Annotated in this window: 12 protein-coding genes and 1 tRNA gene; 9 read left to right on the top strand and 4 right to left on the bottom strand. The window is 52.3% G+C overall.

Annotated elements, in window-relative coordinates:
* Positions 1-107 precede the first annotated feature (107 nt).
* Entirely contained in the window at positions 108-1496 is a 1389-nt protein-coding gene (locus E0E37_RS16530) for a hypothetical protein (protein WP_130864080.1), read from the bottom strand.
* A 206-nt stretch (positions 1497-1702) separates the two neighbouring features.
* Here E0E37_RS16530 and E0E37_RS16525 point away from each other — a divergent pair.
* A tRNA-Arg gene (locus E0E37_RS16525) sits at positions 1703-1779 on the top strand.
* A 104-nt stretch (positions 1780-1883) separates the two neighbouring features.
* Here the strand turns inward: E0E37_RS16525 and E0E37_RS16520 are convergent.
* Together E0E37_RS16520 and E0E37_RS16515 are read right to left on the bottom strand one after the other, a co-directional pair.
* Entirely contained in the window at positions 1884-3524 is a 1641-nt protein-coding gene (locus tag E0E37_RS16520) for a transposase (protein ID WP_130864079.1), read from the bottom strand.
* 226 nt (positions 3525-3750) lie between these two features.
* The gene (locus E0E37_RS16515; RefSeq protein ID WP_130864078.1) at positions 3751-4695 is read right to left on the bottom strand and encodes a transposase; all 945 of its coding nucleotides are present in this window, start codon (positions 4693-4695) and stop codon (positions 3751-3753) included.
* Between the two features lie 869 nt (positions 4696-5564).
* Here E0E37_RS16515 and E0E37_RS16510 point away from each other — a divergent pair.
* The 8 genes from E0E37_RS16510 (at position 5565) to tsaA (ending at position 11402) form a co-directional block, all read left to right on the top strand.
* Positions 5565-6035: an IS1096 element passenger TnpR family protein gene (locus E0E37_RS16510; RefSeq protein WP_130864077.1), complete on the top strand. Its 471-nt coding sequence runs from the start codon at positions 5565-5567 to the stop codon at positions 6033-6035.
* Entirely contained in the window at positions 6032-6583 is a 552-nt protein-coding gene (locus E0E37_RS16505; RefSeq protein ID WP_330548597.1) for a YdeI/OmpD-associated family protein, read from the top strand. The genes E0E37_RS16510 and E0E37_RS16505 overlap by 4 nt, the downstream gene beginning before the upstream one ends.
* A 250-nt stretch (positions 6584-6833) precedes the next feature.
* A complete protein-coding gene (locus tag E0E37_RS16500) occupies positions 6834-7292 on the top strand; it encodes a VOC family protein (protein ID WP_130864075.1) in 459 nt (152 codons plus the stop codon).
* 287 nt (positions 7293-7579) lie between these two features.
* Complete coding sequence (locus E0E37_RS16495; RefSeq protein ID WP_130864074.1) at positions 7580-8347, top strand: hypothetical protein; 768 nt, start codon at positions 7580-7582, stop codon at positions 8345-8347.
* A gap of 71 nt (positions 8348-8418) precedes the next feature.
* Positions 8419-8853: an SWIM zinc finger family protein gene (locus tag E0E37_RS16490; RefSeq protein ID WP_130864073.1), complete on the top strand. Its 435-nt coding sequence runs from the start codon at positions 8419-8421 to the stop codon at positions 8851-8853.
* Between the two features lie 108 nt (positions 8854-8961).
* Entirely contained in the window at positions 8962-10104 is a 1143-nt protein-coding gene (locus E0E37_RS16485; RefSeq protein WP_130864072.1) for an aldo/keto reductase, read from the top strand.
* Positions 10105-10164: 60 nt separating this feature from the next.
* Positions 10165-10701 (top strand): flavodoxin family protein, encoded by a 537-nt coding sequence (locus E0E37_RS16480; protein ID WP_130864071.1) that lies wholly within the window; start codon positions 10165-10167, stop codon positions 10699-10701.
* On the top strand, positions 10701-11402 hold the full coding sequence (gene tsaA / locus E0E37_RS16475) for a tRNA (N6-threonylcarbamoyladenosine(37)-N6)-methyltransferase TrmO (protein ID WP_246019765.1): 702 nt from the start codon (positions 10701-10703) through the stop codon (positions 11400-11402). The genes E0E37_RS16480 and tsaA overlap by 1 nt, the downstream gene beginning before the upstream one ends.
* A 121-nt stretch (positions 11403-11523) precedes the next feature.
* Here tsaA and E0E37_RS16470 read toward each other — a convergent pair whose 3' ends face one another.
* Complete coding sequence (locus tag E0E37_RS16470; RefSeq protein ID WP_130864070.1) at positions 11524-12324, bottom strand: glycosyltransferase family 2 protein; 801 nt, start codon at positions 12322-12324, stop codon at positions 11524-11526.
* Positions 12325-12359 lie beyond the last annotated feature (35 nt).

Below are 12359 nucleotides of genomic sequence, written 5' to 3'. Positions count from 1 at the left end.
GGAGACGCCCCATGAAAAAAGCGGCGTCTTTTCCTGTATGGAGAAAAAGACGCCGCGCCGCAGAAGAGACGCCATATACTCCGCTCTGTCCTCCGCCATGTCCGCCGTCAGGAATAGAGATTCAGAATAAAGGCGAGACTGCCATCCTCTTCAATATAATACCCATTGGAGATGTCCTCATAGGTATAGACCGTGGGATCGCTGCTCTCCACGCTGTCCGCATAAAAGCGGTCGAGAACCGCCTGCTCCGACAGACCGCGCAGCTTCAGAAATTCCTGTTCTTCTATCGAACGGTCATTTTTTGCGTCGTAATAGTAGCGGCTTACGGAACGGAGCGATCCCGAGCCGTAATAGGAAGAGGAGGTCCCCAAAACGCAGAGTTCATACACATCGCCGAAACGGTATTCTTCAAAGTAGATTTTAAAAACCGGATACGTGAAACTGATCAGAAGTTCATCGTAATCAGGCTGAGCTGCGGTGACGCGGCTGAAATCCGCTTCGATCTGCCGGCTGATGGCCTTTGCTCCCGGTCCGCCGCTTTTGAGTCTGGGAATGGCGATGTCGACGATCCCTCTGGCGGGCACCTGATCGTAAAGGCGGTAAGCCGTTTCCAGTACTGAGAGATCTTCCGCGGGCGGGACGTAGGGATCCTGATCGAAGTAGTTCAGCTTAATGGATCGGTTTACTTCTGATAAAAGGTATTCGTATCGTTCCTCATAACGGACCGAACCGCCGGAGCCGGCTTCCGGCCCGCCGCCGTATTCTGTCTCGATCAGCAGCCTGACGGGAAGACCGTTCTTATCCAGCCAGAAGGTCTGTCTGAACAGATCGGCCGCATGATCGGCCGGTTCATCGGATCTCTCATCGCTGTTGGTCTTCAGGGTGAAGGTGCAGCGGGTCTCCTGACCGTCCTTTTCAATGAGCGCATTTTTGACGCTGTCCGCAGTCACAGGAAGGGCGTATATCCGAAATGCAGCGTCCAGACCATAGGCGTCGCCCAGCCGGGCGCCGGGCCGCCAGCCGGAGGAATCGTCCTCTCCGCCGTCGTAGTAGGCGTAGCGCTGCAGCTGGCCCCCTGTCACAAGGCTGCCGTAGGGAGGTTCTTCGGCCGGTTCGGTGTGAACGAGATAGTCCCACTCACGGCCGTTTTTTATAAAATCCATAGTATGGACAAACTTTCTGGTGTCGGAGAGTCTGGGCGTGCTGTCAGGAGAATCGGCGATGTACGTGCGCAGTTCTGAGTGAAGCTGCAGCCGCCCGCTGTCAAGGGCGTTGAAGCGTTCCACTGCAGATCCGACGGCCTCAACGGCCTGGGCGATCTTCGCTTCCCGGTCCGCCTCCGGGTCCCCGGTCTGGCCAGAGGGCGCCGCGCTGCAGGATGAGAGCAGCAATACGGAGAGCAGGATCAATGACAGACTCAGGATCAGAGTCCGGAGCACAGGGGCCATAGCCTGCGGCAGCCGGCGTGAGCGGAGCGTTTTCACTGTTCGTTTCATAGGAGACCTCCTGTCCATTTCGAAACTGGCGGATCACACTGTTATACGTTTGACGGAAGAGGAGGGAAGAAAGTTCCAGGATCGGATTTCGGCTATAAAACCTGCGGTCCAAAAGAGTAAAAACAAAAAAGATCTTCCTCAAAAATACCCCTTTACAAAACCACTCCACATCGTGTATAATAAATCTTGCGTTGAAAAGCGCACCTGCGTGCATAGCTCAATTGGATAGAGTAGCGCACTACGAATGCGAAGGTTGGGGGTTCGAGTCCCTTTGCGCGCACCATAGACTGTCCGAAAAGACAGGAAAAAACACTGTAAATCCAAGATTTACAGTGTTTTTTTACGTTGGAATGAGGAAAAAGGGCAAAAAAACAGAAAAATGAGGGGTTAAATCCCCCTCATTGCCTCCACAAGGGCCGGAACCCCCTTCATATTGATGGCTCTCTTCATATTGTACGCAAGAAAACTAAGCCCCGCTTCCGCCGAGGTTTTTTGGATCCCCTTGCAAAGAAAGTAGTAGGCCCCGTGGGACCACTTTACCGTGCCGAAGGGATGCTCCGACACGCACAGTCGGAGCTTCTGTTTGGGTATGTCGTCCGCCACCCGCAGCAATACGGTCAGACCTGGCCGGTTTTTGCGGTAAAACGAATTGTGGGGGATAAAGCCCGGCGGCTGAGTGATCACGGGTTTCCCTTCTCCGTACATGCGTGCGGCTACATATTCGGTTCCTGGACCAAAGCGCACCACCTTGTGCTTGCGCGATGGGGTGCAGCGATTCGTACATTGTCGGCAGGCCGGTCTGCAGGCGTATTCGATCCCGCCGTGCTTTTCACAGGTCTTTCGCAGCGTCTGGCCCATGGGGCAGGTCACCGTCGTTTTGTCCAGTCCGCGATGGAAGCAGCCGATGGCCCGCTCTGCTCGGACCTCCACGCTCAGGTGAGATCCCTCGTAGCATTGGGGCAGGACGCCGGCGTGCAGGCAGGCCCGGATGTCTTCGGGCCTGGTGGAACGACGCCGCTCTTCCGTGATCGCCTGGGGCTCATAGGGCAGAACCAACAGCCGCTCAGACTGGTCGTAGCGGAATCCCACATAGGGCAATACGCCCTGCTGGATGCAGGCGAGTATTTCTTCCTGACTGTCATACCCCTTGTCCGCCACCACCGAAAGGACCTCTGTCTTCAGATCCTGCTTGACCTTCTGGGAGAAGGCGGAAAGCACCTGCTGGTCGTTGGCATGGTTGGTCACCTCGAAGGCCGCGACCAGATGTGTCTTCGCGTCCACTGCCGTCTGCACATTGTAACAGCAGTGAAAGCCGTTTTTGCTGTTCATCATGCGGGCCTGGGGATCCGTGGTCAGCAGCTGGGTCTCTCCGCTCTCCAAAAGCTGCGCCTGGTACGCCTCATACCGTTCTTTTCGCGCGGTCAATTTCTCCATGGTCTCGGTCAGCACAGCTGTCTTCTCCGGCTCCGTGTCCTCCTTCTCATCCGCTTCCTGCAGCTGCTTGAGATAATGCGCCAGCTCGTTGTCAACACGCGCCAGCTTAGTGGTCAGGATCGTCTCGTTATACATGTTCTTGTGCCCGTTCACCGCCCGGAATTTGGACCCGTCCACAGCCAGAAGCTCTTTGGAGTACAGCCCCAAACTCAGGCATTCCCCGACGAAGTGGCGAAAGACCCCTACGATGGCTTCGCTGTTGTCCTTGCGGAAGTCTGCGATGGTGCGAAAATCCGGGGCCAGAGAATCCAGCAGATAGAACAGCTCGATGTTTCTTCTGCATTCGATCATGAGCCTGCGGCTGGAACGGATCTGGTTGAGGTAGCCATACAGGTACAATTTGAGAAGCACGGCAGGATCATAGGCCGGCCGCCCGGTGTCTGCGGGGACCGCATGGGTGAAGCCCAGTTTGTTCAGGTCCAGCCCGTCAACAAACGCGTCGATGAGGCGGACCGGATTGTCGGGATCGATGTGATCCTCCCAGGAGACAAACAGCCTGATCTGGTCGCGGGATGTTCCGTTTATGTAAGCCATATGGCACCTCCTTTTTTTCTTTTATTATACCATAAAACCATTGAAATTTAAACGTTTATTGGCATTTTCGCCCCTGGCCTTTTACTCTGTAGTATGTGGTTGGTTTTCAGACAGCCTGACCATAGACTGTCCGAAAAGACAGGAAAAAACACTGTAAATCCAAGATTTACAGTGTTTTTTTACGTTGGAATGAGGAAAAAGGGCAAAAAAACAGAAAAATGAGGGGTTAAATCCCCCTCATTGCCTCCACAAGGGCCGGAACCCCCTTCATATTGATGGCTCTCTTCATATTGTAAGCAAGAAAACTAAGCCCCGCTTCCGCCGAGGTTTTTTGGATCCCCTTGCAAAGAAAGTAGTAGGCCCCGTGGGACCACTTTACCGTGCCGAAGGGATGCTCCGACACGCACAGTCGGAGCTTCTGTTTGGGTATGTCGTCCGCCACCCGCAGCAATACGGTCAGACCTGGCCGGTTTTTGCGGTAAAACGAATTGTGGGGGATAAAGCCCGGCGGCTGAGTGATCACGGGTTTCCCTTCTCCGTACATGCGTGCGGCTACATATTCGGTTCCTGGACCAAAGCGCACCACCTTGTGCCTACGCGATGGGGTGCAGCGATTCGTACATTGTCGGCAGGCCGGTCTGCAGGCGTATTCGATCCCGCCGTGCTTTTCACAGGTCTTTCGCAGTGTCTGGCCCATGGGGCAGGTCACCGTCGTTTTGTCCAGTCCGCGGTGGAAGCAGCCGATGGCCCGCTCTGCTCGGACCTCCACGCTCAGGTGAGATCCCTGATAGCATTGGGGCAGGACGCCGGCGTGCAGGCAGGCCCGGATGTCTTCGGGTCTGGTGGAACGACGCCGCTCTTCCGTAATCGCCTGGGGCTCATAGGGCAGAACTAACAGCCGCTCAGACTGGTCGTAGCGGAATCCCACATAGGGCAATACGCCCTGCTGGATGCAGGCGAGTATTTCTTCCTGACTGTCATACCCCTTGTCCGCCACCACCGAAAGGACCTCTGTCTTCAGATCCTGCTTGACCTTCTGGGAGAAGGCGGAAAGCACCTGCTGGTCGTTGGCATGGTTGGTCACCTCGAAGGCCGCGACCAGATGTGTCTTCGCGTCCACTGCCGTCTGCACATTGTAACAGCAGTGAAAGCCGTTTTTGCTGTTCATCATGGGGGCCTGGGGATCTGAGAAGTATGGAGATCAACGCTGAGGACCGTTTTGATACGCGGAAAGATGGGACGTCTCCTGGATTTTTTCTTTTTGCCACGCCAAATGACGCAAAAACGAAAAAAGAATGATTGAAATATACTTATTATGAAATATATGGAAGTTATTTTTTCTTGTTTAGTGCAAAAGTGCTTTCAAAAAGAAAAAAGCGACATAAATCGACAAGGCAGATAATAGAACTGTCTGCTGCGTCCTCTGTTTTTTTCTTTTTTGATGTTGAATACAAGGCAAAAAGAAAAAATGGATCCTCTCGTGTTTTCGATCAACTGCTGATCTGCATTTTTTTATATAGTATAGATTGGATTGGACATGAACAGGATCGGAAGTTGTGAATGGAGCGTTTATGAATAATAAGAATCAATTCGTTACGATATGGATGTTTGCAGGGATGCTGTTTGGACTGGCCATCGGCTGTGTTACTGGGTTGTTTACCTCCTTTGTTCAGGTAAATGAAAAAGCCCGCAAACAACATAGCTGTCAGCAGGCTTTCCATAGTACATATTTTACCGCTCTAAGATGTCCCGGTAAACTTTTGATTGACAAATCTAGACCAACAAAGCTGTAAAAATGTCAATTTAGGATGCTATGGAATGCACCAATGTAGTGTACTAATTGCTGTGTCCCACTTGCCTGCTCAAATGGAACAATCTCCTTCTGGCTGAATACACTCCAGTTTACTGCACCTTCCACGGCTTTCATCTTGGCGAAGCGACATTGATCTTAAATTTAATGAACTTATCAACGTAATGTGTTAAAATAATATTATTGGAAACTTAAGACCTTCGAACGGATGCTGAACAGCGAGAAATACATTGGTCAAGTTCTGCATTCAGGTATATGATGCGTCGGAATCCATACTGGGCCAGCAGTTTCGCAGAGCGGGGACGAAGCTGACCATGCAGTACGACTACGGCGATGGTTGGGAGATCGCACTCACACTGGAAGAGGTTTTGATCGACAAGGATTTGCCGGGCCGTGAGTTGCCGCGTGTGCTGGATGGTTCAGGCTACGGCATCATTGAGGACTGCGGCGGTCCCGATGGGCTGGAGCGATCGGCGAAGGCGTTCCGGCAGAAAAAGGGTCGTGCATATCAAGAATACTGCGAATGGCTAGGGCGAATACGAGCTTGCACCGACGCCCAGGTCAATTGCTATTTGGGATCGCAAATATTTAGAGAAGAAAAACTGAACCCGGCAAAATCCGGGCGCCGCGCCGGTCTGCGCCATGCGTTGGAGGAACTGCACAAGGCGATAAGGAGGGACATATCATTAGCGAAACAATGAAATTTGCAGACAGAGAAGAATTTCGTGAATGGCTCTGTAAGCATTGTGCATCAAATGACGGTATTTGGCTTTTGTTCGGCAAGTCTGGCGGGCCTAAAACTATAAAAGCGGGAGAAGCTCTGGAAGAAGCCCTCTGTTTTGGCTGGATCGACGGACAGATGGAAAAGATCGATGATAAGACATATAAGAAATATTTTTCTCCGCGCAGAAAGAACAGCAAATGGTCAGAGAAGAATAAGTCATTGGTGAAAAAGCTTGAGGAACAGGGGCTTATGACTGATGCTGGCAGGAAAAAAACAGATGAGGCCAGGAAGAACGGCCAGTGGGATGCTTCAAACCCGCTTGCAATCATTACAGAGGAGCAAATTGCCTGTCTGTCCGCACTGTTGGAAGGGTACGAACCCGCTCACACAAATTTTCAAGCTATGTCTCCGTCTGTTAAGAAAACTTATACACGGGCATATTTTGATGCAAAGACAGACGCTGGACGGGAAAAACGGATTGCCTGGATGGTGGACAGGCTCAATAACAATTTAAAACCCATGTAATCATTTTACCCGCCCCGTTCAAATCGGGTTGGGTACCTTTTCGGATGCGTTCGTTGAACTCAATGATATTGGCGCCGCCCGGAAGGAACAAACGCCGTCTGTGCCGTTATGAAGAAGAGAGGGGAAGCCATTTGTATGGACCGAATGACAAAACAGAGGCGGAAGATAATGCTGAACGATTGATATCTATAATCGGGAATGGTAAAATTATTGCAACAGAGCGTATTTCCTTATTGGGAGGATGAGTGAAATGAAGTTTCAATTACCTTTATTGGCGGTTCAAGACGTTGAGGTATCTAAAAGATTCTACGAACAGCTATTTGGGCAGGAAGTTGTGTTGGATTTAGGAAAGAATGTGACTTTTAGCGGCGGGTTTGCAATACAAGAAGATTTTGCATGGCTTACAGGCGTGGCCCCGGACTCTGTAGTCAGAAATTCACACAATATGGAGTTGTACTTTGAAGTAGATGATTTTGATGCATTTTTGCACCTTTTGGAGAAACACAGAGAAGTTAAACTTGTTCATCCCCCTAAAAAACATGAATGGCAGCAAAGAGTCGTTAGAATCTATGACCCTGATTTCCACATGATAGAGATCGGTGAATCGATGGAAGTGATCGCAAAACGCTATTTATCACAGGGACTTTCAGTAGAGGAAGTTTCCGAAATTATCCAACACCCTGAAGAATTTGTACAGCAATGCCTGTAATAAGCCTGCAGACAACATAGCTGTCAGCAGGCTTTCCATGGCGTATATTTTACCGCACCGGGACGTCCCGGCGCGGTTTTGTTTTCGTTTTCATATTGGTTGTACCACGCCGCCGGCAAGCCGGTCCGGCCCACCGACGCCGACAGCTGTGTGACGGAATATTCTTATAACTGCCTTGTTTTGGAACCGCATATCATTTACAATAATGGTAAACAGGCGTGCTGCCGCTACTACAAGGTGGTCAATACCTTAACAGAAGGCATGGCGGGTGATGAACGGAGGAACAGATGTCGAATATCCTGACAATGGCAAAACAGGAGATCAGAGAAATCGTGGCCCCGATGAAATTTCACAGTTACAGGGAGTATTATTACAGAGTTGTAAACGACGTAGTCCAGACATTCAATATTTTGACGCGTCATGGTGATTGTACCTGCCATTTTGGCATTCTGCCGCTGAGCCATGTGAAAATGAGACAATGGGATGGGGATTTTAATTTGAACCTCATAGATACAAAATTAAATTCCAATCTGGGGCAGCGTTACCGGCCGGGACTCGCAGAAGAGCTGCGGAGCCTTCTGGCATATTATGATAGAAATGATCCAGACACGTTTCTCCCTGCGGCGCGGAAATTCAAAATACGTCTGGAAGACTATCTGCTGCCGCTGTTCAGGAATACTGAAACGCCGGAGACAGCATATGAAAGTCTCCGCAGTCTGTCCCTGAAGCGGTATTTCGATGCAGACGAAAGTACAGATTTCATTATTCATTTCTTACTGATGATGCACAGGTATGAAGAGGCGTCTAAACAACTGCAGGCAGCCATCGCTTGCGGAGAGGAATCGATCAGAACGATATGGGAGGGATATAGTGATCAAGAGCTGGCTCAAAAAAATATAAAAGATATTAAGTTCCATTTGACCAGATACAACGAACTCCTGGATAAGACTGAAGAAAGAGATGCGGAATGGCTGGACAACTGGCTGCTGGATTTACAAAGGCAGGGGCTGTGTATTCTGAAATTGAAAGAAAAGGATGTTATAAGATCTGTCTGAATGTAAAAAAACAGAATAGAAAAAAGTGGAACTGTTTCGTTTGCGTATGAAGCGGAGGGAGGGAAGGCAGAATGAGCATCTTGACGTCGGCCAGCGGCGCGTCTGTATGGAGGGGTTACGAATACTATACGATGAAGAGAGTGGTTTCGTTAGAGAAGGTTGGTGAAGATGAATATGAGGGTCAGGTCGCCGGGAGGGGCGAAGAACCATACCATGTTAAGATCAACACCGCACATATCAGACGTTCCAGATGTAATTGCCCCCATGCGGACGGCACACAGAAGATCTGCAAACACATGGTGGCTCTCTATTTTGCAGCATACCCGAAAGAGGCGGACAAGTACATAGCGGAGGTAGAGGAATATGAGCGCGAAGAGCAAAAGTGTCTGGAAGAGCACTGTGCAGAAGTGCGATCGTATGTAAATAGTCTGTCTAAAAAAGAATTGCAGGAAGAACTATATCGGACTCTGATCGAAATAGAAGAGATGAAAAACAAATATTGGTGATCGAAAGACTGGTTTTAAGGGCGCGCTGAAGCCGCTGCATGCCGTTCCGGTAGGGAGGGCGGCCGGGGCGGCGGTTTTGCAGGGGCGCGGCACAGGAGAAGGAAGACGATGTATTATAAGAAATTTCACGATCTGTCTCTGTCGGCGCTGGGTTTCGGCGCCCTGCGGTTTCCTCTGGAAGGGGAGGGAGGCGGCCGGATCCACAGAGCGGAGGCGCGGAAGGTGTTGGACTGCGCACTGGATCTGGGGATCAATTATATTGATACGGCTTATACCTACAATGACGGCGATTCGGAACGTTTTTTGGGCGAAGCTCTGGCCGGACGGCCGCGGGACAGCTACTGTCTGGCTACAAAGTTTTACGCCGTATCGGGCAAGCCGGTGGAGGAAGTGTTCGAGGAACAGCTGCGGCGCTGCCGCACGGATTATTTCGATGTCTATATGCTTCACGGCCTGGACGAGAATTACATATCCGATTATATGGATGAGGGGAAGGATTATATCGGTTATCTGCAGAGGCAGAAAGAGGCCGGACGCATCCGCTGCATCGGTTTTTCTTCTCACGCGAATCCCCGCACCCTGGAGCGTTTTCTCAGCTGGAACGACCGGTTTGACATGGCGCTGATCCAGCTGAATTATCTGGACTGGACCATGTTGGACGCCAGGGGGCAGTATGAACTGCTGACCAGACGGGGGATCCCGGTCTGGGTGATGGAACCGCTGAAGGGCGGGCGGCTGTCTCAGCTCAGTCCGGAGGCCGCGGCCATTCTGAAGGAGGCCGCGCCGGAGCGGTCGCTTTCTTCCTGGGGATTTCGGTTCCTGATGGGACTTCCCAATGTGAAGGTGGTGCTCAGCGGGATGTCCACGACAGAACAGGTGACGGAAAACGCGGAGACTTTCCGGCGGGAAGACCCGTTGAACGAAAAGGAGCAGGCGGCGCTGCGCAGGGCGGCGTCTGTCTTCATGGAACAGATGGGCGTGCCCTGTTCCAGTTGCCGGTACTGCTGCAGCGCGTGTCCGGCCGGGCTGGATATTCCGCTGCTGATCAAGGGCTACAATGAATACCGGGTCAGCGGAGAGACGTGGCGTGTGGTGGATTATGAGCGCAGGGAGCGGGGGGCGGAAGCGTGCCTTCGGTGCGGCGCCTGCCTGAAACGCTGTCCGCAGAAGATCGACATACCCGGGACCATGGCCAGACTGGCCGCGCTGGAAGCGGAACAGGCTTGTCCGCAGGAGCAAAAAGGGGTATGATAGAGCAGGAAAACAGAAATAAGGCGGCGGGACGCGCCGCTGTCAGAATGGAGGAGACGCATGAAAATCACAGTCATTACTAGCAGTCCGCACAGAAAGGGTACTTCGGCGCTTCTGGCCGATGAATTGATCCGCGGCGCGCAGGAAGCCGGACACGATGTATTTCGCTTCGATGCCGGGTTCGAGCAGGTGAAGCCATGTCTGGGCTGCGACCGCTGCGGAGCAGGCACGGCGAAATGCGTACAGGAGGATTCCATGGAAAAGCTGAATCCGCATCTGCTGGAGTCGGATCTGGTGGTGTTCGCAACGCCGCTCTATTATTACGGGATCTCAGCCCAGCTGAAGCTGGTTATCGACCGTTTTTACGCAAACAACAGCAGACTTATGGGAAGCGGAAAGAAGGCGGTCCTGCTGGCTACCTGCGCCGACGGCACCGACGAATCGATGAAGGATATCGTGGCCCATTACCGGACCATCGTCAGATACCTGAAATGGGAGGACGCCGGCGTGATCACGGCCACGGGCTGCGGGGCGCGGGAAGATATTGAAAAGTCGGATTTCCCGGCCCAGGCTTACAACATGGGACGGGCTCTCTGATGGCGCGGGACGCGGCGGACAACACTTCCATGAAGATCATCGCCCGGATCCACAGCGATTTTCCCACGAAGTTTGGGATACCCCGGCAGAGCGGCATAGTGAGCGCGCTGGAATCCCGGATCGTCTTTGAACCGGAGTACCGCAATCCTGACGCGCTGCGCGGGATCGAGGGATTCTCCCATATATGGCTGATCTGGCAGTTTTCCGAAGCTGTGAGGGATGACTGGTCGCCTACTGTGCGGCCGCCCCGGCTGGGGGGCAACACGAGAATGGGTGTTTTTGCTACCCGTTCGCCTTTTCGGCCCAATCCCATCGGCCTTTCGTCAGTGCGTCTGGAGCGGGTGGCAAAGCACGCGGAACTGGGAACTGTCCTGTACGTTTCCGGGGCGGACCTGATGGACAGGACGCCTATCTACGACATTAAGCCGTATGTGCCATACGCAGACTGTCATCCGGAGGCGGAGGGCGGATTTTCCGCCGCAGTCAGCGCCCGCCGGCTGCAGGTGGAGTTTCCGGAGCGCTGGCTTTCCATGATCCCGGAGGAAAAACGTCAGGCGCTGACAGGCGTGCTGGCCTGCGATCCCCGGCCGTCGTATCAGAGCGACCCACGGCGCGTCTACGGCTTTTCATTCGCTGGATTTGAAGTGCGGTTTACGGTAGAAGAAGACCTGCTGACGGTCTGTCAGGTAGAGCGCCTTTAACGCCGCCATGTTAGACGGCGAAAACGGAGATCGTCAGAACTGGAAAGACAGCGAAGGTTAGAAAACAGAGAAAGCGGCGTACCGGAAAGAGCCAGTTCCGGATGCGCCGCTTTTTTTCATTCTACGCTTCTGCGATAGATACAAGATATTTGTAGATCTGCGCCTTATACTGTTCGTACAGGCCGATATCCGTGTACAGCTGTTTGTAATAGGGAAAGAGGTTGGCCTTCGTCTTCACCACTTTCACAAGGTTCAGCTGAGAGCTGACGATGCTGTTTTCGTTTTTCCGATAATAATAGACAGGCGTCTTCAGCGCGCAGAAGCTTTTGGCATAGCGGATGTATTCCAGATTGAAGAGAAAATCTTCGCTCCACATCAGTTCTTCGTTGCAGCGGATCCTGTGTTCGTCGATGATGCTGCGCCGGTACAGTTTGTTCCACATGACGCCGTAATAAAAACTGGCCGGTTCATCCAGCAGTTGACGGGCCAGTTCTTTCTGCGTCAGAACGCCGCTCTGCCTCAGAAAGCCGTGGACGGATACTTTTTCGTCGTGGACCCGGCAGTAGTGGGAAATGACCAGATCCGCCCCGGTTTCCTGGGCACGTTCCACCATGAGACGGGTGGCGTTTTCATCGATCCAGTCGTCGCTGTCCACAAATTGCAGATATTCGCCGGAGGCCATATCGATGGCCAGATTTCGGGTGGCGGACACGCCGCTGTTCTGTTTGCGGATGACGCGGATCCGGCTGTCGTTTCTGGCGTACATATCGCAGATCAGGGGACTGACGTCCTTGCTGTCGTCGTCGACTAAAAAGATTTCGAGATTTTTATAACGCTGCTCCTGGATGCTTTTGATGCAGTTTACCAGATAGGGTCCCGCGTTGTAGACGGGAACGATCACGCTGACTAGTGGCTCCGCCATGGATGAGGATTCCTTTCTTTTCCTGTTGTTCCCGG

The sequence above is a fragment of the Bacilliculturomica massiliensis genome, assembly GCF_900605495.1.
Lineage (GTDB): Bacteria > Bacillota > Clostridia > Peptostreptococcales > Anaerovoracaceae > Bacilliculturomica > Bacilliculturomica massiliensis.
The sequence above is the reverse complement of the archived record's forward strand: the minus strand, read 5'-3'. Positions and strand labels throughout refer to the sequence as shown.

What these genes read in the sequence shown, in the direction of transcription:
- E0E37_RS16485 (WP_130864072.1), top strand. Translation starts at nt 8,962, where the DNA reads ATGTATTATAAGAAATTTCACGATCTGTCTCTGTCGGCGCTGGGTTTC.
- E0E37_RS16520 (WP_130864079.1), bottom strand. Translation starts at nt 3,524, where the DNA reads ATGGCTTACATAAACGGAACATCCCGCGACCAGATCAGGCTGTTTGTC.
- E0E37_RS16530 (WP_130864080.1), bottom strand. Translation starts at nt 1,496, where the DNA reads ATGAAACGAACAGTGAAAACGCTCCGCTCACGCCGGCTGCCGCAGGCT.
- E0E37_RS16490 (WP_130864073.1), top strand. Translation starts at nt 8,419, where the DNA reads ATGAGCATCTTGACGTCGGCCAGCGGCGCGTCTGTATGGAGGGGTTAC.
- tsaA (WP_246019765.1), top strand. Translation starts at nt 10,701, where the DNA reads ATGGCGCGGGACGCGGCGGACAACACTTCCATGAAGATCATCGCCCGG.
- E0E37_RS16505 (WP_330548597.1), top strand. Translation starts at nt 6,032, where the DNA reads ATGAAATTTGCAGACAGAGAAGAATTTCGTGAATGGCTCTGTAAGCAT.
- E0E37_RS16480 (WP_130864071.1), top strand. Translation starts at nt 10,165, where the DNA reads ATGAAAATCACAGTCATTACTAGCAGTCCGCACAGAAAGGGTACTTCG.
- E0E37_RS16470 (WP_130864070.1), bottom strand. Translation starts at nt 12,324, where the DNA reads ATGGCGGAGCCACTAGTCAGCGTGATCGTTCCCGTCTACAACGCGGGA.
- E0E37_RS16515 (WP_130864078.1), bottom strand. Translation starts at nt 4,695, where the DNA reads ATGATGAACAGCAAAAACGGCTTTCACTGCTGTTACAATGTGCAGACG.
- E0E37_RS16495 (WP_130864074.1), top strand. Translation starts at nt 7,580, where the DNA reads ATGTCGAATATCCTGACAATGGCAAAACAGGAGATCAGAGAAATCGTG.
- E0E37_RS16500 (WP_130864075.1), top strand. Translation starts at nt 6,834, where the DNA reads ATGAAGTTTCAATTACCTTTATTGGCGGTTCAAGACGTTGAGGTATCT.